The sequence below is a fragment of the Pseudomonas sp. S44 genome (assembly GCF_016624805.1).
In the GTDB taxonomy this organism is placed as follows: domain Bacteria; phylum Pseudomonadota; class Gammaproteobacteria; order Pseudomonadales; family Pseudomonadaceae; genus Aquipseudomonas; species Aquipseudomonas machongensis.
In genome coordinates, this window is record NZ_JACVTY010000003.1 from 173,872 (window position 1) to 197,309 (window position 23,438).

The window sequence follows — 23,438 nt, forward strand, 5'->3', positions numbered from 1 at the left end:
TACAAGTCTCCGCCGCACGCTCCCCTCATGCACCGATCCTGTGCCACTCGCACCTCGGCAAGGCACAAATTCCCTCCAATCCCCGCAAAACCGCCCTGAAAGCCCAGTATTTCCGGGCCTTTCAAAACTGGCACGCCCCCTGCAATAGGTACTGTATCTCCAGTTTCGGGGGCCTCGGTACAGGCAGGCCGGGATATCCCCTCTTTTATTCGCAACACCGCCCGTTTCGGGGACCTCGGTACAGGCAGGCCGGGACTCCCTCTTTTATTCGCAACATCGCCCGTTTCGGGGACCTCGGTACAGGCAGGCCGGGACTCCCTCTTTTATTCGCAACATCGCCCGTTTTGGGGACCTTGGTACAGGCAGGCCGAGACATCCCCTCTTTTATTCGTGCAGCCTCACCTGCACCCGCCAGCGCCCAGCGTCCTCTGCAGCGGCCCACGTACCGCTCAGGGGACGCGCGGCCACCACCGTCAGCACCAGCCCTTCCTCGCTCTGCTGCAAACGCCAGCCCACCGGCTTGCCCTGCAGGCTCAACTGCCCACGCTGGGCCTTGCCCTCGGCCTGGAACACCACAGCCACCGTACCTTCGACGTTCTCGCCATGCAGCCTGGGCTCTGCGTTGAACCACAGGTCAAGGCCGTCCTGAACCGCCTCAACGCGCTCGAGCACACGATCTTCGGGGGCAGTCAGGCGACCGATCATCAGCCCTACCATCACGCCGACGATCGCCATCGACAGCAACACCCGTGGCCAAGCCTTCGAACGCGGGTCCGGTTCGAGGGTAGAATGCTCGTCATCTTCGTGCCTGGAGCCGTGCATGTTTCACGTCATCCTCTTTCAACCAGAAATTCCGCCGAACACCGGCAATATCATCCGCCTCTGTGCCAACAGCGGCTGCGACCTGCACCTGATCGAGCCGATCGGCTTCGAGCTGGACGACAAGCGCCTGCGTCGTGCGGGGCTGGATTATCACGAGTATGCCACGCTCAAGCGCCACGAGAGCCTCGAAGCATGCCTGCAAAGCCTGGGACAACCGCGCCTGTTCGCCTTCACTACCAAGGCCTCGCACCCCTTCCATGAAGTGGCCTACCAGCCAGGCGATGCCTTCCTGTTCGGCCCTGAAAGCCGCGGCCTGCCCGCCGAGGTGCTGGACAGCCTGCCCGCCGAGCAACGCCTGCGCCTGCCGATGCGCCCCGGGTGCCGCAGCCTGAACCTGTCCAATACCGTGGCCGTCACGGTATACGAGGCCTGGCGCCAACAAGGCTTCGCCTGAGCAGGATCGCGATTCGCCGCCCATGAAAAAGGCCGCGTCCCTCACTGGACGCGGCCTTTTCATTTACGCGGTGCGGATCAGTTATCCAGCGCCACCTGCCCGGCAGCACCGCGTTTGCGGTGCAGCAGGAGGCCAGCCGCCACTACGGCGATGCTCAGCAAGGCCGTCGCGATGATCTCGATCCGGTGATCTTCACGCAGCGCCATCACCACCAGCACAGCCACGATGAAGGCGATGGTCGCCCAGGTCAGCCCCGGGAACAGCCACATCTTGAACGAGATCTTCTCGCCGCGCGCTTCACGCTGGGCACGCATGCGCAGCTGGGAAACGGCGATCACCAGGTACACCAGTAGCGCAATGGCGCCGGAGCTGGCCAGCAGGAACTCGAACACCTGGGCCGGGGCGACGAAGTTGGCGAACACGCACAGGAAGGCCGCAGCGGTCGACAGCATGACCGCCCAGTGCGGGGTGCCCGCCTTGGTGGTGCGCTGGGCCACGGCGGGTGCGTCGCCACGCTTGCTGAGGGAGAACAGCATGCGCGAAGAGGTGTACAGCGCCGAGTTCAGGCAGCTGGTCACCGCGATCAGCACGACGATGTCGACGATCAGCTTGGCATTGGGCACGCCGATCAGGCTCAGGACGGTCTGGTAGGAGCCTTTTTCCGCCAGGGTCGGATCGTTCCACGGCACCATGGCCACGACCAGGAAGATCGACACCAGATAGAACAGGCAGATGCGCCAGATCACCGAGTTGGTCGCACGGCTGATCTGCTTGCCTGGATCCTTCGACTCGGCGGCCGCGATGGTGACGATTTCAGTGCCCATGAACGAGAACATGGTGGTCAGCATGGCTGCCAGCACTGCCCCAAGGCCATTGGGCATGAAGCCCTGGGTATCGAACAGGTGGCTGACGCCGCTGACCTGGCTGCCCGGCACCATGCCGAACATGGCCGCGCAGCCGACGACGATGAAGGCGATGATCGCCAGCACCTTGAGCAGGGCGAACCAGAACTCGAACTCGCCGTAGTTCTTCACGCTGAACAGGTTGGTGATGGTCAGCGCCAGGGTGATGACCAGCGAGAACGCCCACAGGTCGACCGCCGGGAACCAGGCATGCAGGATCGCTGCAGCGGCGTTGGCCTCAAGTGGGATCACCAGCACCCAGAACCACCAGTACAGCCAGCCGATGGTGAAACCGGCCCAGCGCCCGATGGCGCGGTCGGCGTAGGTCGAGAACGAACCGGTGTCGGGCGAGGCGACGGCCATTTCGCCGAGCATGCGCATCACCAGCACCACGAGGGTACCGGCAGCGGCATAGGCGAGCAGGACCGCCGGGCCGGCTGCGGCAATGGCGTGGCCGGAGCCGACGAACAGACCGGCGCCGATGACGCCAGCAATGGACAGCATGGTGACATGCCGTTGTTTGAGCCCCTGAGCGAGGTCATTGGAATTGTGCTTACCGCTCATAAAACTACCTTTGTAAGGAGTGGACCACCCGATTGCTGATAACGAAGCGCGCCAGGGGTTGATTTAGACGCCTTGGCAATCGGCGCTTTCCAGCTGGCAATAAGTGCGCCAGCGCGGAAAATCATTCGTCTGAATAATGTCTCAGTCCCGAATGGCGGGGCCTTGCGAGCATTTGGCCAGGGTTTGACCGAATGCCCATCGAGGCTCGCGGGCCAAGTGTGCATTACTGAAATACCCACTTACAAATGCACTAAAGGTAGTCCTTGGTAACACCTTTGCACCGATCGGGGGCATAAAAGGTGCAACCTTGGTGTGCAACCTTGAGTCGGGGGTGTGGCCTTCGCGGGCAAGCCCGCTCCTACGGATTGAGCGGGGGCCGCGCCATTGGGTAAACCAAAACTGCTTCCCTCCCTTGCCCAAAACTGGCACCATCGCGCCTTTTTTCATCAAGGCTCCGGCGCCAAGCGCACCGCATTGTGGACATCCGCGCGACGTTGCACTGCAGCGATGCGACAAACTGTCCCGCCAACGACCCGAGCCCGCTGCGACCCGGTTGGCCGCCATTACGCCGCTATGCTAGCGTTGCGCTCGCCAGGAAGGCCGCCAACAGCTGGGAACGCACCCGAACACATGAGGACCGCACATGGCCCAGGCCACGCCCGCGCTGGAAATCCGCAATCTGCACAAACGCTACGGCGATCAGGAAATTCTCAAGGGCATTTCGCTGACCGCGCGCGACGGTGACGTGATCTCGATCCTCGGTTCGTCCGGTTCCGGCAAGTCCACCCTGCTGCGCTGCATCAACCTGCTCGAGAACCCGCACCAGGGTGAAATCCTCGTCGCCGGCGAAGCGCTCAAGCTCAAGGCCACCAAGACCGGCGACCTGATCGCCGCCGACAACCGCCAGATCAACCGTCTGCGCAGCGAAATCGGCTTCGTCTTCCAGAATTTCAACCTGTGGCCGCACATGTCGATCCTCGACAACATCATCGAGGCGCCGCGCCGCGTGCTCGGCCAGAGCAAGGCCGAGGCCATCGAAGCGGCCGAGGCGCTGCTCAACAAGGTCGGCATCTACGACAAGCGTCACAGCTATCCCGCCCAGCTTTCCGGTGGCCAGCAGCAGCGCGCCGCCATCGCCCGCACCCTGGCCATGAAGCCCAAGGTCATCCTGTTCGACGAGCCGACTTCGGCGCTCGATCCGGAAATGGTCCAGGAAGTGCTTAACGTTATCCGCGCACTGGCCGACGAAGGCCGTACCATGCTGCTGGTAACGCACGAGATGAACTTTGCCCGCCAGGTGTCCAGTGAAGTGGTCTTCCTGCACCAGGGCCTCGTGGAAGAGCAAGGATCGCCGCAACAGGTCTTCGAAAACCCGACCTCGGCGCGTTGCAAGCAATTCATGTCCAGCCACCGCTAAACGGAGCAACACATGCAGACCTACAAGAAATTCCTCCTGGCCGCTGCCGCCACGCTGGTGATGTCGGCCAACGCCCTGGCCGCGGAAAAACTGCGCATGGGTATCGAGGCGGCCTACCCGCCGTTCAACAACAAGGATGCCAGCGGCAACGTGGTCGGCTTCGACAAGGACATCGGCGACGCCCTGTGCGCCAAGATGAAAGTCGAGTGCTCGGTCGTGACATCCGATTGGGACGGCATCATCCCCGCCCTGAACGCCAAGAAGTTCGATTTCCTGGTGTCGTCGCTGTCGATCACCGACGAGCGCAAGCAGGCCGTGGACTTCACCGACCCCTACTACTCCAACAAGCTGCAGTTCATCGCGCCGAAGAACGCTGACTTCAAGACCGACAAGGCTTCGCTCAAGGGCAAGACCATCGGCACCCAGCGCGCCACCCTGGCCGGCACCTGGCTGGAAGACCACTACGGCAGCGATGTCGACGTGAAGCTCTACGACACCCAGGAAAACGCCTACCTGGACCTGATCGCCGGCCGCATCGACGGCATCCTGGCCGACAAGTACGTGCAGTACGAGTGGCTCAAGAGCAAGGACGGCCAGAACTACGAGTTCAAGGGCGACCCGGTGGAAGAGAGCGACAAGATCGGTATCGCCGTGCGTAAAGGCGACCCGCTGCGTGAGAAGCTGAACGCTGCTCTGAAGGAAATCATCGCCGACGGAACGTACAAGAAGATCAACGACAAGTACTTCCCGTTCAGCATCTACTGATACGCCCCGACCGGCACCGCCGCTGCGCGGTGCCGGTCCCTTGAACGCACCCTGCCCATGAATATCGACCTGCACGGATTCGGTCCGGCCATGTTGGCTGGCACCCTGATGACCGTAAAACTGGCGCTCTGTGCCTTGCTGCTGGGGCTGGTCCTTGGACTGCTCGGCGCGCTGGCCAAGACCTCGCCGATCAAGCCACTGCAATGGCTTGGCGGCACCTACTCGACCCTGGTTCGCGGCGTGCCCGAACTGCTGTGGGTCCTGCTGATCTATTTCGGCACCGTCGGGCTGATGAGCAGCCTCGGCGATGCCCTGAACATGCCCGGCCTCGAGCTCAGCGCCTTCGCCGCCGGCGTAATCGCCCTGGGGCTGTGCTTCGGCGCCTACGCCACGGAAGTGTTCCGCGGCGCGATCCTGGCGATCCCCAAGGGCCACCGTGAAGCGGGCCTGGCACTGGGGCTGTCGAAGGGGCGCATCCTTTCGCGGATCATCCTGCCGCAGATGTGGCGCGTGGCCCTGCCGGGCCTGGGCAACCTGTTCATGATCCTGATGAAGGACACGGCGCTGGTGTCGGTGATCGGCCTCGAAGAAATCATGCGCCACGCGCAGATCGGCGTGACCGTGACCAAGGAACCGTTCACCTTCTACGCCGTCGCCGCGTGCATCTACCTGTGCCTGACCATCGTTGCCATGACCGGCATGCACTTCCTTGAAAAACGCGCCGCTCGCGGCTTCATGAGGGCCGCGCAATGAACTGGGAAGTCATCATCAAGTGGCTGCCACGCCTGGCCCAGGGCGCGACCCTGACCCTGGAGCTGGTGGCCATCGCGGTGATCGCCGGGCTGATCCTGGCCATCCCGCTGGGCATCGCCCGCTCCTCGCGCCACTGGTACGTACGCGCCCTGCCCTACGGCTACATCTTCTTCTTCCGCGGCACGCCGCTGCTGGTGCAATTGTTCCTGGTGTACTACGGCCTGGCGCAGTTCGACCTGGTGCGCAGCAGCTCGCTGTGGCCGTACCTGCGCGATCCGTTCTGGTGCACCGTACTGACCATGACCCTGCACACCGCCGCCTACATCGCCGAGATCCTGCGCGGTGCGCTGCAGGCGATCCCCAAAGGCGAGATCGAGGCGGCGCGCGCGCTGGGCATGTCGCGGGGCAAGGCGCTGTTCTACATCATGCTGCCGCGCGCCGCGCGCATCGGCCTGCCGGCCTACAGCAACGAAGTGATCCTGATGCTCAAGGCCAGCGCCCTGGCCAGCACCGTGACCCTGCTGGAACTGACCGGCATGGCCCGCACGATCATCGCCCGCACCTACCTGCCGGTGGAGATCTTCTTTGCCGCGGGCGTGTTCTACTTGTTGATTTCGTTCGTCCTGGTGCAGGGCTTCAAGCTGCTCGAGCGCTGGTTGCGCGTCGACGCCTGCCAGGGGCGGTGAGCTGAAACCGAGCTGACCTTTTCGCGGGCAAGTCCGCTACCACAGCTGCCCTGCATGATTGGGGGGTTGTTGTAGGAGCGGGCTTGCCCGCGAAGGCCTCACCACCGACCACCCTCCATGCCCTCGACCCCATTCCTCCACCCCGATCAACTGAGCGCGCGCTTCCAGGCCCTGGACCAGTTCCTGCTCCAGCACGAATCCCTGTGGAAACCCCGGCCCTTTACCGCCCTGCACCTGGAATGGGAATCCCGCTATCCCGAACTCGCCCAGTGGTTGCGCAACCGCACGCTGGAGCAGGCCGAGGCCGCCGAGCATCACCTCGAACAGTTGCCGGCCCCCGCGCCCTTCCCGCAGCTCGCGCAGCAGGCCCTGCAACTGTCGAACGTCGGCGAACTGCCCTTGGCACCACTGTCACCGGGCGGTCACCGCCTGAACGTCCACGTCCCCGGCCGCAAGTGGCAGCAGATCGAAGCCTTCGGCAGCCACCTGAGCTTCAGCCAGCCCACCCACCACTGGCTGGACTGGTGCTCCGGCAAGGGCCACCTGGGCCGTCGCCTGCTGCAACCCGGCCAGCAGCTCACCTGCCTGGAATATGACGCCGCACTGGTCAGCGCCGGCCAAGCCCTCAGCGACCATCACCACCTGCGCGCCAGCCACGTGCAGCAGGACGTGATGGCCAGCGACAGCGCCCATCACCTGGATGTCGACAAGAGCGTGGTCGCCCTGCACGCCTGCGGCGACCTGCACGTACGCCTGCTGCAACTGGCCAGCGCCCGAGGCTGCCGGCAGATCGCCGTCGCCCCATGCTGCTACAACCGTATCCAGGCCGAGCACTACCAGGCCCTGTCGGGCCCCGCGCAAGCCTCGCAGTTGCACCTGAGCATCACCGACCTGGGCCTGCCGCTGAGCGAAGCCGTCACCTCCAGCGCCCGCACCCGTCGCCAGCGCGACACCTCGATGGCCCGCCGCCTGGGCTTCGACCTGCTGCAACGCCAGCAACGACAGACCGACGACTACCTGCCCACGCCCTCGTTGCCCACGGCCTGGCTGGAAAAATCCTTCGAAGACTACTGCCGCGACCTTGCCGCATTACGCGAAGTGCCTTTGAACGGCAACCCCGACTGGGCCGCCCTGGAGGCCGCTGGCTGGCAACGACTGGCGCAAGTGCGCAACCTCGAACTGCTGCGCAACCTGTTCCGTCGCCCGCTGGAGTTGTGGTTGGTACTCGATCGTGCGCTGTTTCTTCAGGAAAACGGCTACAACGTGCGCCTGGGTGTGTTCTGCGACTACCCACTGACACCCCGAAACCTGCTGCTGCTGGGCGAGCGAAACTAGCCGGAAAACCTGTGGATAAGTCTGTGAACAAGCTTGTGATGAAATTCACGGTTTATTGGATCCACTGGCTATTTCACGCGCTTCGCTTATTTCCTTCAGTAAGCGAACACCAGCAAAAACAGGCCTTTGCGCAAAGACCAACGGCGCAGCGCTTCGGCATGCCTTTCGCGCAGCACCTGCATGCCGGTTGTGCATAAGCCAAATCCCGGGTCCGGCGCAAGCCCCTTGCAGCAACTGTCTTGCTCAGAATCCTAAAGGCCTGCCTAAACCCTGTAGGAGCGGTCTTGTCCCGCGAACACGGGCGCAGCCCGTGCCAGGCAGCGCGGTGTCTTTTTCGCGGGTAAACCCGCTCCCACACCTGGTTCAAGATCCCACTGCGGCAAAGCGTCGCAAAAGTCATTACAGCAAAATAAATTATTGTATTACGATAATTTATCAAGAATAATCCGCCCCGTTCATCACTGTACGGAGGCACCCCATGAACAGTAGATCCGTCGCCTATGCGCGCTCCCGATTGCGCACCATCGGCGCCCTGGCCGCCCTTCTGGCCTGGACCACCGCTGCCGTCGAGTTCGGCGGCACGCCGCTGCTCTGGCTGCTCGACTACCCCACCATGGTTTCCGCCTACCTGCAGGCCTACGGCGACCAGATGCCGCTGCTCCTGGCCGAAGGCTACCAACCGTCTCATCTGGCGATCGGCCTGGTGTTCTTCCTCGACCTGATTCCCACCGCCATCTCGGCATTCGCCCTGCTGCTGACCGGCATCTTCTTCATGCGCCTGTCCAAGGGCCAGACCTGGACCCTGCCCAACATCCGCCTGCTCTGGTGGGTCGGCCTGCTGTGCATCGGCTCGCCGCTGCTCTGGTCGCTGATCGGCACCTTCGAGGGCCTGGCACTGGCCATCGACCTGCCTGCTGGCGAAAGGAGCTTCAGCGTGTCGATCGGTGTATCATCCGAGGCTGTCTACGAGATCATGAAAGGCATTCTGCTCTGCGCCTTCTCGCTGCTCATGCGTGACGCCAAGACCATCAGCGATGAACACAACTGTTATGTCTAGCCACCCCTTATGCCGATAATCATCCGCCTCGACGTCGTCATGGCCCGGAACAAGATCCGTTCCAAGGACCTGGCGGAAATCATCGGCATAACGGAAGCGAACCTGTCGCTGCTGAAGAACGGCAAGATCAAGGGCTTCAAGATCGAAACCCTCGAGAAGCTGTGTCGCGCGCTGAACTGCCAACCCGGCGACCTGCTGGAGTTCAGCGAGGAATGATCAAGGACTGCAACACCCATGTATTTGCCCCACAAAGGTTTACTCGCCGTACTGCTGGCCACCTGGCTGATCAGCGGCTGCGGCCCGAGTTACACGTATAGGTATTCGCCACCGCCTAGCGCGCATGGCATGAACTGCATCAACAACTGCTCGAGCGAGCGCAGGCATTGCCAGCAACTGGGGCGTCTGGAAGAAAACAGCCAGCGCGCCCTGTACCAGGCCGAAATGCGCGCCTACCAGTACTGCAAGACCGGCAAGAGCAAGAAGGAAGCGCGTCACAACTGCTACCAGCCGAGCTACCCATTCGGCAGCTCGTCCAGCTACAGTTGCGGCCGCGATTACGACAGCTGCTACATGGCCTGCGGTGGCACCATCCAGCGCATTCGCAACCCAGATTGATAGATGAACGGATTTCGACACGTGAAATACACCACGCCTTTCACCCTTCTGGCCCTTGGCCTGGCCCTGAGCGGTTGCTCCAGCAGTAGCAGCAGCTACACCCCAAGGACTTCGAACCTGGACTGGGAAACCCCCGGCATGCAGCTCGGCGGCGACCGCGGCCTGCCCCTGCGAGTGGACGACCGCTGCCGCAAGCGCGGTTGCGACAACCACAAGCTGTTTTTCAACCCCGCAGAGCCTGAACCGAGCGTCAACACCATCCACCGCGGCTGGTAGGATTTTCTCCTTTTGGGGCGGTGACTTAGGCGATTTCGCGTTGAATGCAAGGAAGTGGTTTACAGCAGCCAACCGATCGCTATAATGACGCCCCTGTGCCGGTATAGCTCAGATGGTAGAGCAACTGACTTGTAATCAGTAGGTCCCGGGTTCGATTCCTGGTGCCGGCACCATTCAAGGTTCCATAGAAGGCTTTCAAAATCTCTGGAACCCCCGAAAAACCCGCCTTTTGGCGGGTTTTTTCGTTTTGGGGCTCCACTGATATTCGGTCTCTGTCTGTCTAACCCAATGGCTGCAAAGGCCTGACCTTCCACGGTAGTCCACAGGCGTAGACCGTGAGTCGCAAGAGCTGTCGATGACAGCACCCCAGGTGACCCGAACCTTAAAGGCCACGCCGCTCCCGCGGTGGTTCACCCGCAAGTACGATTCGCGTCCGGCAGCTCGTACGGTCACTACCCATGTGATGGATGCCAACTCAAAATCGTTGCCCCTGCGGCAACCACCCTACCCATCTGCTCAGCAGCAACCTATCCGCTTGGCCATTTCGCGTGCGCCAACCTGCGCCCGTCTCTTTCACTGGAAAGAGACGGGCGCTCCTGACACTGCTGCAGCCCTGATCGCACATGGCTCAGCGGCAATTCCCCTCGTGACAAATGGCGTGACAAACGCCGATGTCACCAGCAACAGCCATGCAGATGATGGTGCCGCAGACCAAGGAATGGACTGCACCTGACTGACAGTCAGGCATGCCCCGGTCATCGCATTGCTGCATTCACCCTGCTCAGGATCTCGCGGCACTGGTCTCGTCAGTCAATGCAGCCTCCAACCGCCCACCGGTAACGGATGGAGGGGGTTGAGTGCCCAACCGTCATCAATCACGGTGCTTTTTTTCTTCACGCTGATAATGTCATACTGACAGCATTCCCTTTAAGCCCACCGGATGGGGCAGAAAATGGCATATCGATTCGCAGTGGATAGCGTAGTCATGAGGACAATAGTTTCAGCGATCATAGAAGCGCCCTATCAAGCCTGCCGAAAGCTTGAATTTCTCGAATACGACTTGCTGAATCATTTAGTCCGCACTGAACGTAATCAGAAGGCCGCGTTGCGCACCATATCATACTTGCCTATAAAATCACTGCTGCAGGCAAGTTCTCTAAAACAAGCTTACAAATATTAGACTAAAGCCATAGAGGCTCCATTAGGAAACTCAAAGCCTTTCGAGCCATTGACAGTATAAAAACCGCTTTGTGAACAGGAAAAAAAATGGCTCCTTCAGTAAAAGTCTTTATCAGCTACAGCCATGAAGATCAAGAATTTCACGATAACCTTGTAAAATATTTAACCAACATGCAACGACAAGGTGAAATATCTACATGGACGGATAGGAAAATTACTGGAGGCAGTTCATGGCGAAATGAAATCGATAAGAACCTTGAGGCCGCAGATATTGTTTTACTGTTGGTTAGCCCTGATTTCATTTGTTCCGAATACTGCTACGACAAAGAGATGGGTACAGCACTGGAGAGACATAAGTTAAAGCTCGCCAGAGTAATTCCGGTATACATCCGTGTCACAGATGTAAAAGGCTCAATTATAGAAGAGCTGCAAGGATTACCTACAGATAGAACACCTGTAAACAAATGGCAAGATAAAGATGAAGCATGGAAAAATGTAGTCGAAGGTTTACGTTCAGCAATCGCCGAATACTCAGAGGCTAGGCCGATGAATGAATTAGTGACTAAGAATGACACAAAACCCGACTTCTCAGAACCCCATGAGCATTGGCTAGACGATACAGAAGTTACATTAGCGCACCGTGTTGTAGACAAGGTTAAGCTCAGTAAAATATACGTAGCGCCTGACCTTCTTGTTGTTAATAAGAATTTTACTAGCAAAATCAGAAGAAGCATAAACGCAAACAGCTTAATCAAAGACTCAGACTTATCTATTATTGTCGGAGAAGAGCAAGCGGGGAAAACCTCTCTTGCAAAATTTCTGTGCCGTCAAATTTATGAATCGGGCCGTCTAGCCGTTTATATAAATGGCTGCGAGGTGCGCTCTGCCAACATCAGCGCACTCATTGAGAAGCGCTTAGGCGAACAGTACAAACTTACAGGCCAACTCAAAGAGTTTTTGGCACAAAACATCACCATAATTATCGACGACATACATCTACACGGTCTAAACAAGAAACATTTCGACCAGCTAGTCTCCTCTTTAAAATCCACATATTCCACGTTGGTATTTTTTGCTAAAGATACATTTAGATACGTAATGCCAGATCACGAAGAGCTGGAAATTTTCGACATCTACCAAATAAATGACTTCGGCAATTTCAAACGTGCCAAACTTATCGAGCGATGGGTCTCACTGGGTGTCGAGGAATCTCTGGATGAAGCAGAGATGTACAAAGAATGCGACGAAATAACTACAAAAATAAACTCAATTATACGAAAAAAGCTCATCCCATCGAAGCCCATTTTTATTCTATCTATACTTCAAATGCTTGAAGCTTATACATCGCAACGCCTGGACATGACATCACATGGCCACTGCTATCAAAGCTTAGTTTATCAAGCACTAGAAAGGATAGACATCAAGCAAAAAGAAATAGACAAATACATGAATGTAATGACTGAGTTCGCATGGGCTCAGTACAAGAATGAAGGAAAAGCCTTCACGACAAACGCCCTAGCGGAGTTTTATGATGGCTACGCGCAAGAGTATTTAAGCGTCGACCGCACCAAAGTTACTGAAGACCTCCATAAATGTAACATTTTATCCTCCAAGGAAAATCTAGTTTCATTTAAATATCCATACATATACTACTTCTTCGCAGCAAAAAAAATAGCTGACTCATTTAGCAAAAGTGAGCTTATAAAAACAGAGATTAAGAAGCTTCTAGAAGGCCTCCATCGGGAAGACTACGCGAATATCATAATTTTTATCACTCATCATACAAAGGAGAGCTGGATCCTCGATGAGATCGAAATGTGCCTAATGCAGCTATTCAGCGATCATACGCCGGCAACATTACAAGCTCAAGACACCGCATTCTTAGAAGAGTTTCTGAAAGAAATTCCAAAATTGGTGATTGAGGAAAGAAAAATCCAGGAAGAACGGGAAAAGCATCAACATTCATTAGAGGCTGAACAAGAAAACGAAATCGATATAACAGGCCCTCAACCTGAGGATCGCGATGATAATAGTCTGTTTGCAAACATTAATAAGGTTTTCAAAGGTTCGGAGCTCATTGGGCAGATTGTACGAAACCGTCATGCATCGCTCAACAAATCGGAACTGTCGACTCTACTAAAAGAGTCATACGATTGTGGACTGAGATTCCTGCAATTTTTCATAGACATATCAGACATCGCAAAAGAAGAGGTAATACAAACAATTGCACAGCAAATTCGGGAAAATCCATCCCAAACTAATCTTGCAATTGAGAAGGAAGCACGAGGCGCATTTCTTCTCTTTACATATAGTGCTATCTATGCAGTTGTAAGAAAAATTGCTAGTTCTACAGGCTGTGTAGAAGCAGAAGAGATTTACCGCGCCATCGAATCAGAAACACCAACACCGGCTATCAAGCTTATAAACCAAGCGATAGAATTAGACTTCCACAAAAAAGTTGATCATGAGGCACTCGAACGATTGGCTAATGAATTCAAAGGCAATATAGTCTGCGATCGAATACTGAAAGAGATTGTGATCCAGCACATATACATGTTCCCGGTTGAGTATCGAGATAAGCAAAAAATTTCTTCTTATCTGAGCCTCCCTATGGAAAAGCTGCAACTGCAAGATCTCGACAAAAGATCCAAGATGCTGGACAACAAAAAATGAGTATGGAATTTAATCCCCAATACCCTGCCATTCATAAGCAAGCCAGTAAAAGCTCATTTGCATACCAAAGGGCAAGCCGCGCCTTGCTAATAGCTAACCTATTTATTTTAGTCACAGCAGCAGGCGTTGATACTTTTAAAATAGAGTGGCTGACCGGCCTATATCCTAAGACCGCTCTTTTATCAACAAGTATCTTACTGGCGATAATCACCAAAAAACTCTCACTCGAAGAAAAGTGGTATGCCGCAAGATCCCTATCAGAAACAGTTAAAAGTCTAGTATGGCGCTACACAATGAGCGCGGCCCCTTTTAATAACTCTGGTGCGGAGCACCATCTTTTGCTACGAGAGCGTTTAGAGGCAGCATGCCTTGAAAGTAACAACCTAATTGGTTCGCGCAGATTCCATCTAGACGAAAATGATCCTTTACTCTCAAGCGTCAGTCATGCTGAACACATAGCGGCGGATAAATTTACCACCTACATCAAAAATAGGCTCAACCCCCAACTTAAATGGTATTCAGAAAAAGCAAAGCATAACGCTTCGATGTCTAAAGTCTTTTTTTTAGCATTTCTTATCTGTAATCTGCTTGCAGTTTCCTGCTCTGCTTGGCAAGAGACTGAGACAAGCTCCACACTACCAATTACCGGCTTACTTATTGCGCTTTCAACAGCTCTCATTGGCTGGATCGAGTCGAGAAAATACAGCGAGCTTGCCGCAGCCTATTCACTAACTCACAGTGAAATCGAGCTTCTACACTCAGACATACATGACATTTCTAACCGAGAAAGTCTTTCTGATTTTGTCAATGATGCAGAGTCGTTATTTTCACGTGAACATACTCAATGGGCGGCTAAACGTGGATATATCACAAAAATTTAATTTCCAGCTTACTTCGTGCAGTGACCATGCCCCCGAATTGTTCACGGGATAGTTAAAGAGATAACATTATTTTAATTGCGCAGAAAAAGTCATAAAAATCAAGCAATTAGATCAGCTTCGACTCCTGGTGCCGCATCCAGACCCGCTGCATACCAACGAATACCCCCAACGCCACCACAACCCGCCCTTTGGCAATTTGTTCGTTATGACGTTTTACCTACCATTCGCTCTGCCGCCTTGCGATAAGCCTGTTCTCGTTCGCGCTTATCCACAGCTACCACAAAAACAACAACCTCCTGATCGATCACCTGGTAGACCAATCGGTAGCCGCTGCTGCGCAGCTTGATCTTGTAGCAGTCCGGCAAGCTATGCAGCCGGTTCGCTTCGATCCTCGGATTCAGTAAAACCGAGACGAGTTTTTCTTGAGTTGCTGCCGGACTGTATCCCCCAGCGTTTGCCATTCCTTTAGCGCTCGCGCATCGAACTCAAGGCTATAGGTCATCCAGAGAAACCTTCACTCGCTGAGGATCGGCAAGGCGCTTGCGAACGGTCGCTAGCAGCGCCTCATCCTCATCGGTCATGAGGACAGGTTTAAAAGGCAGCTGCCCGCGCTCGGCGACGTACTGCAATGCTTGGCGCATAAGCTCGGAGGGTGTAACACCCAACCGCTCAAGCTCACGATAGGCTCGGATTTTGAGATCGTCGTCGATACGAACATTGATGGAGGCCATGGTGGCTTGCTCACTGTAATGACAATGGTCTTTACAGTGACGTAATTCCGGGCACCAGAGAAGTGGCTTAGGAGCACAAGCCGACGAAGGAAAAAGCCCAGAGAGCGCGAGTACAAGCTCTTCGACGGCGACGGTCTCTACCTCCTTGTGCAACCCAACGGCCGCAAAGGCTGGCGGCTCAGGTACGTGAAACCCCAACGGCCGCGAAGGCCTGACCGCCCTTGGCAGCTATCCAGTGGTCGGGATCGGGACGGCACGCCGCAAGCGCTTCGAGATCAAACAGCGGCTCGCCAACGGCATGGATCCCATCCCCCTCCAGTCAGAAATCCAAACGCAACACAGTGCGCCAGAAGTTCTTCAACGGTGAACGCCAGTGCTTGCGCCAGTTACGCTCCCACCAGTCGTCTTCATTCTTCACCACGTCCTCAAGGTCGCTCCCCGTAACAGCGGCGGCATGCTGGCGAAACATCATCGGGAACACACAGTGTTGCCGGATCCGTCGCTTGAACATCACATCCACGGGCGTGCCGTCGTACGGTGTCTGGGCCAGGATGGCGCAACCTTTGCGTGACAGCACGTATGCATGAAGGGCCACCACGCGGCCCCGGGCAATGAACGGGAACCAGGTTAACCAGGTTCGGCCCATGCTGTAGCCGAGGTGCAAGGCCTCGAATCGATGGCTACGCATGAAGCGGTTCACCCAGGCGATCCTCGAGGCTTTCAGCTCGTAGGGCATCACGTCATCTTCAAAAATCAGAATCCGCTCCAGGCCCTCCTCGAGCGCGCGCTGGGCGAGTTGCTGGTGCGACTCGTAGCAGCCGCGCTTGGGGTCGCCGTGCTTCTGCACGACATGAAATATCACTTGGTTGTCGAGCACCTTGCCAATGCTCTTCCTGAACAACTCACGCCTGTCACTCCGTGCATCGAGCGAGATGCAATAGACGGCGTCAACATCGAAATGAATCCTGCCCACCAATCAATCCCTTCAACTACTGCCTGTCATATGGTGGTGCTGAATAGAGCGGCAATAATATCGGGAGAATCTGATATCACAAAGCCATGCTTGCTTTGTCTACCTGGGCGCATCCAGCGGCTGTCCGGGCAGGTCGTCGAACAGCGACCGGTCGAGGTTGGGCAGGATGTCTGACGTGGTCCCTCCTCAGAGCGTGCCGATGCGGTCCAGCTCGCGCTTGAGCTGATCACGGTCGAGGGTATCCGGACGCAGCGCAAAGAACGCCTCGAAACGCCGTTGAATATGCGCCAGGGTCGCCCGGAACGCGGCGTCGATCGTGGCGTCGTCGCCCACCACGTCGGAAGGGTCTTCCAACCCCCAGTGGGCCTTGAGCGCCGGGCCGAAGTACACCGGGCACGCTTCGCCAGCGGCCTTGTCGCAGACGGTGATGACGATGTCTGGCGGGTTGCCTTCGAAGGCTTCGTTGCCTTTGCTGCTCAGGCCATCGACGGCGATGCCGGCTTGCTGCAGGGTCTGCAGGCTGCGCGGCAGCACCTGGCCTCGTGGGAAGCTGCCGGCGCTGATGGCTTCGTAGCCTTGCGGGGCGAGGTGGTTGAACAGGGCTTCGCACAAAATGCTGCGACAGCTGTTGGCCGTGCACATGAACAGGATTCGCATCGCTCGCTCCCCGCCGCGTGGCGGTTTTCAAAGGCCCAGGCGCAGCGCCAGGGCGGAAAGGGTGATCAGCAGCACCGGCAGGGTCAGCAGGATGCCGACCTTGAAGTAGTACCCCCAGGTGATGCGCATGCCTTTGCGTGCCAGCACGTGCAGCCAGAGCAACGTGGCGAGGCTGCCGATGGGGGTGATTTTCGGGCCGAGGTCGCAGCCGATGACGTTGGCGTAGATCATCGCGTCGCGCACCAGCCCTTCGGCGCCGCTGGCCTGGATCGACAGGGCGCCGACCAGCACGCTGGGCAGGTTGTTCATCACCGACGACAGCAACGCCGCGATCAGGCCGGTGCCGAGGGTGGCTGCCCACAGGCCGTGGGCCGCGAGGCGGTCGAGCACGCTGGCTAGGGCGTCGGTCATGCCGGCGTTGCGCAGGCCGTACACCACCAGGTACATGCCCAGCGAGAACACCACGATCTGCCAGGGCGCTTCGCGCAGCACGCGGCGGGTGGAGATCACGTGGCCACGGGCGGCGACGGCGAACAGCACGGCGGCGCAGGCGGCGGCCACGGCGCTGACTGGGATGCCCAGCGGCTCGAGCACGAACAGGCCCACCAGCAGCGCCAGCAATACCACCCAGCCGACGCGGAAGGTCGCGCGGTCGCGGATTGCCAGGGCGGGGGCCTTGAGGTCATCCAGGGCATAGCGCGCCGGGATGTCGCGCCGGAAGTACAGGAACAGCACCAGCAGCGTGGCGGCCACGGCCACCAGGTTGACCGGCAGCATCACCGAGGCGTAGGTGCTGAAGCCCAGCCCGAAGTAGTCGGCCGAGACGATGTTCACCAGGTTCGACACCACCAGCGGCAGGCTGGCGGTGTCGGCGATGAAGCCTGCGGCCATGACGAAGGCCAGGGTCGCGCCGGGCGAGAAGCGCAGCGCCAGCAGCATCGACATGACGATGGGGGTGAGGATCAGCGCGGCGCCGTCGTTGGCGAACAGAGCAGAAACTGCGGCGCCCAGCAGCACGATGAAGGCGAACAGGCGGCGTCCGCTGCCGCGGGCCCAGCGCGCCACATGCAGGGCGGACCACTCGAAGAAGCCGGCCTCGTCGAGCAGCAGGCTGACGATGATGATGGCGATGAAGGTGGCCGTGGCATTCCAGATGATCGCCCAGACGGCGGGTATGTCGTGCAACGACACCGCGCCGAACAGCAGCGCCAGCAGTGCGCCGAAACTGGCGCTCCAGCCAACACCGAGCCCCTTGGGCTGCCAGATGACCAGGATGAGGGTGAAGACGAAGACGCAGGCAGCGATCAGCATCGGCAGGTCCTCGTCCACTCAGCAGCCGGCAGCGGCACGGACGGGGCGATCGTCCATGTGCTGCAGGCGGGCGATGTTGTCCTGGAGCCAGGCGGCATTGGCCTGGGCGGTGACTTGCAACAGCTCGCTGACCCAGGCGGGCAGCTCAGGGTTGAGGCGGTAGTACACCCACTGCCCCTGGCGGCGGTCCAGCAACAGGCCGGCGCTGCGCAACTGGGCGAGGTGGCGGCTGATTTTCGGCTGGCTGTCGTCGAGGGCGCACATCAGCTCGCACACACACAGTTCGCCAAGGCGGGCGATCAGCAAGGTGGCGCGAACGCGGGTCTCGTCGGCGAGGGACTTGAAGACCTGGGTGGGGGTGATCATGGGAGGCACCTGAACATATGGAAAACCGAATATACGGATTTCCATATGTTGATTGCAACAGGTGCTGTCGTTTGATCAGAACGCCGTGCTGACGGTCAGCGACAGGTTGCGCGGATCGCCATAGATCGCTCCGGCGTAGAAGCCGTAGCGGGTGTAGTAGTGCTTGTCGAACAGGTTGTTGGCGTTGAGGCTGACGCTGGTGTCGTCGGTCAGCTGGTACTTGGCCATGGCATTCCAGATCGCATAGCCCGACCAGTTGACGTCGCTCGAGCTACGGCTGACACCGTTGGTCGGCTGGCCGGCTGGGGTGGACAGCGCGCGGATGTTGGTCTGCGCCGTGACGCCGGTACCCAAGGTCAGGCGGTCGAGCGGGCCGGACAGGCGGTAGGTGGTCGAGGCCTTGAACAGGTGCGACGGATCGCTGCGCCCGTCGCTGTCGAGGCGGCGGAAGTGCAGGTAGGTGTAGCCGGCGTAGACGTTCCAGTTCTCGGTCAGGGCGCCTGCGAGTTCCAGGTCGATACCGTCGGTTTCCTGGCCGGAACCTGCCTTGTAGGCGGTGGCGCCGGTCGGGGTCAGCAGGTCGCCGTCGGTGACTGCCTTGTTCTCCTGCTTGGTGCGGAAGTACGCCGCCGAGGCGTTCAGGCGGCCGTCGAACCAGGCGGCCTTGATGCCGGTCTCGTAGCTCTGGCCGCGGATCGGCTCGACCTTGGTGCCGCTGGCGGTCTCTTCGGTCTGCGGGTTGAAGATGTCGGTGTAGCTGGCGTACACCGAGTAGGTGTCGTTGAGGTCATACACGGCCCCCAGGTACGGGGTGACGATGCCGTTGTTCTGCTGGTTGCTGCGCACGCCGCTGACGTTGCGGGTGGTGGCCGAGTAGTCGGTGCTGCGCACGCCGAGGATCACCGACAGCGGGTCGGTGATGCTCAGGCGGGTAGCGGCGTACATGCCTTGCAGGCGGGTGGTGGTCTTGCTGTGGCGACCGGTCTGCGAGGCGAGCATGTCGTAGTCGCTGTCCACGCCGTTGAGCCAGTTGCTCAGGGGCAGGCCGTTGTTGGCGCGGAACTGGCAGCCCAGGGCAGGAGCGCTGACGCTGTTGGCGCTGACCATGGTGCAGGTGTATTCCGGCGACCAGGCCACGGTGCGGCTGTCGTTGTAGCCGACCATCGCCTGGTGGGTGCGGCCGAACATCTGGAACGGGCCAGACAGGTCGATCTGCGCCGATTGCTGGGTGGTGTCGCTGGAGCTGTGCAGGCCGTTGAGCACCGCGCCGCTGCCATCCTGGTCCCAGTAGCCGCCGTAGACGCCGCGCCCGGACGAGTTGACCTTGGCCAGGCCGCGGTGGTTGAGGGCATCGCTGGTGCTCTGCGAGCCTTTCAGGTCCAGGGTCCAGTCGTTGTCGAAGCGGTGCTGCAGCGAGCCGAAGGTGGTGCGGGTGATGTACTCGCCGAAGCTCCAGCTGGGCACCACGTTGGTGCTGCGCGGCAGGTCGGTCTTGCTGCCATCGCCGTACCAGATCGGGATGTTGGCGCCCCAGCCGCCACCGACCACCTTGTTGTATTCGTACTGGTAGCCGGCGCCGAGGGTGGTGGCGTCGTCCAGGTCGAACTCGAAATTGGCCAGCGCTGCGCGGGCGCGCTCGGACTGGTTGTCGCGGAACGAGTTGGCGTCCTGCTGGGTGACCACGAAGCGCGAGCGCAGGCGGCCGTCTTCGGAGAGCGGCAGGTTGAGGTCAGCGCCCAGGCGGCGTTTGTCCCAGCTACCGTAGGTGGCATAGGCGCTGCCGCCGAAGGTGCGGGTTGGCGCCTTGCGGATCAGGTTGACCGTCGCCGACGGGTCACCGGTGCCGCCGAGCAGGCCGTTGGCACCACGGACGATGTCGATGCGCTCGTACAGGTCGAGGTTCAGCGCGTTGCCGCTGCCGCTGAAGTCAGAGCCGCCGGGGAACTGCAGGCCATCGATCTTCCAGTTGCTGATCGAATAGCCCCGGGCGCGGAAATCGGTACGCCCGCCCACTTCCATCTTGCTGACGCTGATCCCCGGCGCGGTGTCCAGCGCCTGCTCGATGCTGTGCACATCGCGGTCGTCCATCTGCTGGCGGGTGATGCTGGTCACCGACTGCGGGGTCTGGCGCGGGGTCAGGTTCAGGCCGGTGGAACTGCGCGTGCTCTCGACGGTGTAGCCGAGCTGGCCGGCGTCGTCGGCACTGGGCAGCGCGCTGTCTTCGATGTTGGTGGCGCCCAGCTCCAGAGGCTGGGGATCAGCCGCAAAGGCGCCTGCAGACAGGCTGAAGGCGACACACAAGGCAAGCGGCGAGAGGCGGCTGCCACCGCGGGTGAAGCGGGCGCAAGCCCCGGGGATGCTCTGAGGTTTCATTTGGGAAGGCTTCGTATTCGCAGATGGTTTTTGCTACGATTCTAGGGATGTGCCCTCTGGGCTCCATCCCCGGCTTGTACGGGGATGTAATGGAACGTAACGGGCGCCTTTCAAGCGCCCCTGACAGGTGTCCCCCGCAATGAGCACAACCTTGCTGGTTGTCGACGATGACGACGAGATCCGCGAACTTCTCTGCGATTACCTGACCGATGCCGGCTACCACGTGCTGGCTGCCGCCGATGGCGAGCAGATGCGCCAGCAAATGGCGCGGCACAAGGTCGAGCTGGTGGTGCTCGACCTGATGCTGCCCGGCGAAGACGGCCTCAGCCTGTGTCGACAGTTGCAGGCGCAGCCGGGCCTGGCGGTGATCATGCTGTCGGCCAAGGGCAGCACGCTGGACCGTATCATCGGCCTGGAAGTGGGCGCCGACGACTACCTGTCCAAGCCCTTCGAGCCCCGTGAACTCATTGCCCGCATCAAGGCTGTCCTGCGCCGCCCGCAGCGCCTCGACACGCCGAGCGAAGAGCCCGCCAGCCAGGCGCAGCAGTTCGCAGGGTTCAGCCTCGACCACATCAAGCGCCTGCTCACTCACCCCGACGGCCAGGCCCTCACCCTGCCCCGCTCCGATTACCGCGTGCTGCGCGAGCTGCTCGAGGCCAACAACCGCGTGGTATCGCGCGATCACCTGACGCGCAGCGCCTTTGGCCGTGACCACCTGCCCGACGACCGCTCGGTGGACATGTGCATCAGCCGCCTGCGCCAGCACCTGCGCCGCGCCGCCAATGGCAGCGCGCAGATCCTCACCATCCGCAACGAAGGCTACCTGCTCAGCATCGCCCGCGAGCCAGGCGCCTGACGTGCGCCTGCTGCGCCGCCTGTGGCCACGGACGCTGTTCGGCCAACTGCTGCTGATCATGATCAGCGGCACCCTGCTGATCCAGTTGATGTCCAGCAGCATCTGGTTCGACGTGCGCTTCGCCCAGGTGTTCGAAGCCCCGGTGCGGCTGATCGCTGCGCGCAGTGCCCCGCTGATCGCCCAGGCCGACTGCCATGCCGGGCAGTTGCAGGTGCCGGCGCGCTATCACCTGCGCTGCACCGAATCGCTGCCCAAGGCCCAGCGCGACGACCGGCGCGGCCGTCACCGCATCGAACTGCTGCTGCACCAGGCGCTGGCCTACGAGCTCGGCCACGACCAGCCGGCGCGCCTGCTGAAGGTGCAACTGACCGATGAGCTTGGTCAGCCGATCGTCTGGCGCAGCCTGTTCGGCCTGCGTACCGCCCAGGCGCACCTGCAGTTCGCCGTGCCGATGGAGGATGGCCACTGGCTGGTGATCGACGGCGAAGAGCTGCAGGGCTGGAGTGGCGAGTCGGCCTGGGTGCTGATCAGCGACTACCTGCTGCGCGTCTATGCGCTGCGCATCGTCGCCGTGCTGCTGGTGTGCCTGGTGGCCGTACGCCTGTGCTTGCGCCCACTGCGCCGTCTGGCCGATGCTGCCCGCGGCCTGGGCCGCAACCTGGAACAACCCGCCCTGCCCCTGGAGGGCCCCGAGGAAGTGCGCCAGGCGGCGCAGGCGTTCAACGCCATGCAGCAACGGTTGATCGCCATGGTCAACGACAAGGCCTACTTTCTCGCGGCGGTCTCCCACGACCTGCGTACGCCGCTGACCCGCATGCGCCTGCGCCTGGAGCGGTTGGAGGATGGCGAACACAAAGAGCGCCTGCGGCAGAACATCGTGCAGATGGACGGCATGATCGGCCAGGTACTGGACTACTTGCGGGCCGGCGAGCAACAGAACCTGCAGGAGGTGGACCTGGACCGACTGGTGGCGCGCCTGTGCGCCGACCTGGCCAGCGCCGAAGAGCCGCTGCCGATCCAGGGTGAAGTGGGCAAGGTGAAGGTCGATGCCTTGCTGATGCAGCGGTGCCTGCAGAACCTGTTGGTCAATGCCCTGCGTTATGGCAAGGCGGTTTCGCTGCGGCTCGAGGCGGATGCGGCGCAGGTGCGGATTCATGTCGAGGATCGCGGGCCGGGTATTGCGGTGGGCCTGCTGGATACCGTGACCGATCCGTTCGTGCGCGGAGAGGGTTCGCGCAACCAGGCGTCTGGTGGGTATGGCCTGGGGCTGAGCATTGCCCAGCGGATTGCGGCCAGCCATGGCGGTGAGTTGCGGCTTTCCAATCGCGATGGCGGTGGGCTGGAGGCTATCGTGGTATTGCCACGCTAGGACTGTGGTGGATTCTTCGCGGGCAAGCCCGCTCCCACAGATCCTCCTGAAGCCAAGGGATCCCAAACCTTGAACCTCTTCCCCCAATGCGTTATAGCTAAAAAGGTACCCATAACGAAAAGAGGCTAACCACGCCCCCATGCACGAGATCACACGTATCCGTCGGCCACATGGCCCGCTTGCCAACCTGATCGGCAAGTCCACCGGGCCCTTCCCTGTCGCCGTCTCCAGCCTCGGCTGTTCCCCGCTCTCGACACTCTTCCACACCCTGTCGATCCCGCCCCGCGATGTCCTGCTGGCGCACAAGCGCAAGCGCCCCGTGCCTCCGCCTGCCTGCTGACCCCTGAAGTTTCCGCGCTTCCACCGCCCACGGTTCGTTGCCGTTCGGGGCTGGGGAAGTCTTGCCTTTCTTCCGTGATCACA

The 23,438-nt window shown here is 59.6% G+C and carries 24 protein-coding genes, 1 tRNA gene and 2 pseudogenes; 18 read left to right on the top strand and 9 right to left on the bottom strand.

Going from position 1 to position 23,438, the window contains the following annotated elements; all coding sequences use genetic code 11:
- Window positions 1-384: 384 nt before the first annotated feature.
- Entirely contained in the window at window positions 385-822 is a 438-nt protein-coding gene (locus tag IAE40_RS04885) for a hypothetical protein (protein WP_125931223.1), read from the bottom strand.
- Between IAE40_RS04885 and trmL the strand changes: the two genes are divergently transcribed.
- Window positions 821-1,276, top strand: a complete 456-nt coding sequence (gene trmL, locus IAE40_RS04890; RefSeq protein ID WP_112899365.1) for a tRNA (uridine(34)/cytosine(34)/5-carboxymethylaminomethyluridine(34)-2'-O)-methyltransferase TrmL — start codon at window positions 821-823, stop codon at window positions 1,274-1,276. The genes IAE40_RS04885 and trmL overlap by 2 nt on opposite strands.
- A 77-nt stretch (window positions 1,277-1,353) precedes the next feature.
- Here the strand turns inward: trmL and gabP are convergent, their stop codons facing one another.
- A complete protein-coding gene (gene gabP, locus IAE40_RS04895; protein ID WP_054895290.1) occupies window positions 1,354-2,742 on the bottom strand; it encodes a GABA permease in 1,389 nt (462 codons plus the stop codon).
- A 643-nt stretch (window positions 2,743-3,385) separates the two neighbouring features.
- On the opposite strand from gabP, the gene IAE40_RS04900 reads away from it, so the two are divergent.
- The 13 genes from IAE40_RS04900 (at window position 3,386) to IAE40_RS04960 (ending at window position 14,379) form a co-directional block, all read left to right on the top strand.
- The gene (locus IAE40_RS04900; RefSeq protein WP_065863893.1) at window positions 3,386-4,159 is read left to right on the top strand and encodes an ABC transporter ATP-binding protein; all 774 of its coding nucleotides are present in this window, start codon (window positions 3,386-3,388) and stop codon (window positions 4,157-4,159) included.
- Window positions 4,160-4,171: 12 nt separating this feature from the next.
- The gene (locus tag IAE40_RS04905) at window positions 4,172-4,924 is read left to right on the top strand and encodes an ABC transporter substrate-binding protein (RefSeq protein ID WP_054895292.1); all 753 of its coding nucleotides are present in this window, start codon (window positions 4,172-4,174) and stop codon (window positions 4,922-4,924) included.
- A 57-nt stretch (window positions 4,925-4,981) separates the two neighbouring features.
- Window positions 4,982-5,677, top strand: a complete 696-nt coding sequence (locus tag IAE40_RS04910; protein ID WP_063541434.1) for an ABC transporter permease — start codon at window positions 4,982-4,984, stop codon at window positions 5,675-5,677.
- A complete protein-coding gene (locus tag IAE40_RS04915) occupies window positions 5,674-6,363 on the top strand; it encodes an ABC transporter permease (RefSeq protein ID WP_125931221.1) in 690 nt (229 codons plus the stop codon). Before IAE40_RS04910 ends, IAE40_RS04915 begins: the two co-directional genes overlap by 4 nt.
- Window positions 6,364-6,480: 117 nt before the next feature.
- The gene (locus IAE40_RS04920; protein ID WP_200602759.1) at window positions 6,481-7,698 is read left to right on the top strand and encodes a methyltransferase; all 1,218 of its coding nucleotides are present in this window, start codon (window positions 6,481-6,483) and stop codon (window positions 7,696-7,698) included.
- A gap of 23 nt (window positions 7,699-7,721) precedes the next feature.
- Window positions 7,722-7,895, top strand: coding sequence for a hypothetical protein (locus tag IAE40_RS04925; protein ID WP_200602760.1), 174 nt, complete (start codon window positions 7,722-7,724; stop codon window positions 7,893-7,895).
- A 281-nt stretch (window positions 7,896-8,176) separates the two neighbouring features.
- Window positions 8,177-8,755, top strand: a complete 579-nt coding sequence (locus IAE40_RS04930; protein ID WP_054895538.1) for a hypothetical protein — start codon at window positions 8,177-8,179, stop codon at window positions 8,753-8,755.
- A 9-nt stretch (window positions 8,756-8,764) separates the two neighbouring features.
- Window positions 8,765-8,971 (top strand): helix-turn-helix domain-containing protein, encoded by a 207-nt coding sequence (locus IAE40_RS04935; protein WP_043211003.1) that lies wholly within the window; start codon window positions 8,765-8,767, stop codon window positions 8,969-8,971.
- Window positions 8,972-8,989: 18 nt separating this feature from the next.
- Window positions 8,990-9,370 carry a hypothetical protein gene (locus tag IAE40_RS04940; RefSeq protein WP_200602761.1) on the top strand — a complete coding sequence of 127 codons (381 nt, stop codon included), beginning with the start codon at window positions 8,990-8,992 and terminating at the stop codon, window positions 9,368-9,370.
- A gap of 21 nt (window positions 9,371-9,391) precedes the next feature.
- Window positions 9,392-9,646 carry a hypothetical protein gene (locus IAE40_RS04945; protein WP_226938352.1) on the top strand — a complete coding sequence of 85 codons (255 nt, stop codon included), beginning with the start codon at window positions 9,392-9,394 and terminating at the stop codon, window positions 9,644-9,646.
- Window positions 9,647-9,743: 97 nt separating this feature from the next.
- A tRNA-Thr gene (locus IAE40_RS04950) sits at window positions 9,744-9,819 on the top strand.
- 1,093 nt (window positions 9,820-10,912) lie between these two features.
- Window positions 10,913-13,498 carry a TIR domain-containing protein gene (locus IAE40_RS04955; protein ID WP_200602762.1) on the top strand — a complete coding sequence of 862 codons (2,586 nt, stop codon included), beginning with the start codon at window positions 10,913-10,915 and terminating at the stop codon, window positions 13,496-13,498.
- Window positions 13,495-14,379 carry a DUF4231 domain-containing protein gene (locus IAE40_RS04960; protein WP_200602763.1) on the top strand — a complete coding sequence of 295 codons (885 nt, stop codon included), beginning with the start codon at window positions 13,495-13,497 and terminating at the stop codon, window positions 14,377-14,379. The genes IAE40_RS04955 and IAE40_RS04960 overlap by 4 nt, the downstream gene beginning before the upstream one ends.
- Window positions 14,380-14,582: 203 nt before the next feature.
- Here IAE40_RS04960 and IAE40_RS04965 read toward each other — a convergent pair.
- Both IAE40_RS04965 and IAE40_RS04970 read right to left on the bottom strand, forming a co-directional pair.
- Window positions 14,583-14,881: pseudogene (locus IAE40_RS04965) on the bottom strand (type II toxin-antitoxin system RelE family toxin).
- A complete protein-coding gene (locus IAE40_RS04970; protein WP_200602764.1) occupies window positions 14,871-15,110 on the bottom strand; it encodes a type II toxin-antitoxin system RelB/DinJ family antitoxin in 240 nt (79 codons plus the stop codon). Before IAE40_RS04970 ends, IAE40_RS04965 begins: the two are co-directional and overlap by 11 nt.
- A 66-nt stretch (window positions 15,111-15,176) precedes the next feature.
- Between IAE40_RS04970 and IAE40_RS25695 the strand changes: the two are divergent.
- Window positions 15,177-15,447 (top strand): annotated as a pseudogene (locus IAE40_RS25695) (Arm DNA-binding domain-containing protein); the annotation flags it as partial.
- Here IAE40_RS25695 and IAE40_RS04975 read toward each other — a convergent pair.
- From IAE40_RS04975 to IAE40_RS04995, 5 genes are all read right to left on the bottom strand, one after another.
- Window positions 15,430-16,083 carry a glycosyltransferase family 25 protein gene (locus IAE40_RS04975; protein ID WP_153773952.1) on the bottom strand — a complete coding sequence of 218 codons (654 nt, stop codon included), beginning with the start codon at window positions 16,081-16,083 and terminating at the stop codon, window positions 15,430-15,432. The pseudogene IAE40_RS25695 and the gene IAE40_RS04975 overlap by 18 nt on opposite strands.
- Window positions 16,084-16,269: 186 nt before the next feature.
- Window positions 16,270-16,740 (bottom strand): arsenate reductase ArsC, encoded by a 471-nt coding sequence (locus IAE40_RS04980; RefSeq protein ID WP_200602765.1) that lies wholly within the window; start codon window positions 16,738-16,740, stop codon window positions 16,270-16,272.
- A 27-nt stretch (window positions 16,741-16,767) separates the two neighbouring features.
- Complete coding sequence (locus IAE40_RS04985; protein WP_153773950.1) at window positions 16,768-18,051, bottom strand: arsenic transporter; 1,284 nt, start codon at window positions 18,049-18,051, stop codon at window positions 16,768-16,770.
- Window positions 18,052-18,069: 18 nt separating this feature from the next.
- Entirely contained in the window at window positions 18,070-18,417 is a 348-nt protein-coding gene (locus IAE40_RS04990) for a metalloregulator ArsR/SmtB family transcription factor (protein ID WP_063541527.1), read from the bottom strand.
- A gap of 75 nt (window positions 18,418-18,492) precedes the next feature.
- A complete protein-coding gene (locus tag IAE40_RS04995; protein ID WP_200602766.1) occupies window positions 18,493-20,790 on the bottom strand; it encodes a TonB-dependent siderophore receptor in 2,298 nt (765 codons plus the stop codon).
- 139 nt (window positions 20,791-20,929) lie between these two features.
- On the opposite strand from IAE40_RS04995, the gene IAE40_RS05000 reads away from it, so the two are divergent.
- The 3 genes from IAE40_RS05000 to IAE40_RS05010 all read left to right on the top strand — a co-directional run bounded on the left by IAE40_RS05000 (window position 20,930) and on the right by IAE40_RS05010 (window position 23,355).
- A complete protein-coding gene (locus IAE40_RS05000) occupies window positions 20,930-21,646 on the top strand; it encodes a response regulator (protein WP_200602767.1) in 717 nt (238 codons plus the stop codon).
- Window position 21,647: 1 nt separating this feature from the next.
- Window positions 21,648-23,015, top strand: coding sequence for an ATP-binding protein (locus IAE40_RS05005; RefSeq protein ID WP_200602768.1), 1,368 nt, complete (start codon window positions 21,648-21,650; stop codon window positions 23,013-23,015).
- Between the two features lie 139 nt (window positions 23,016-23,154).
- On the top strand, window positions 23,155-23,355 hold the full coding sequence (locus tag IAE40_RS05010) for a hypothetical protein (protein WP_200602769.1): 201 nt from the start codon (window positions 23,155-23,157) through the stop codon (window positions 23,353-23,355).
- Window positions 23,356-23,438 lie beyond the last annotated feature (83 nt).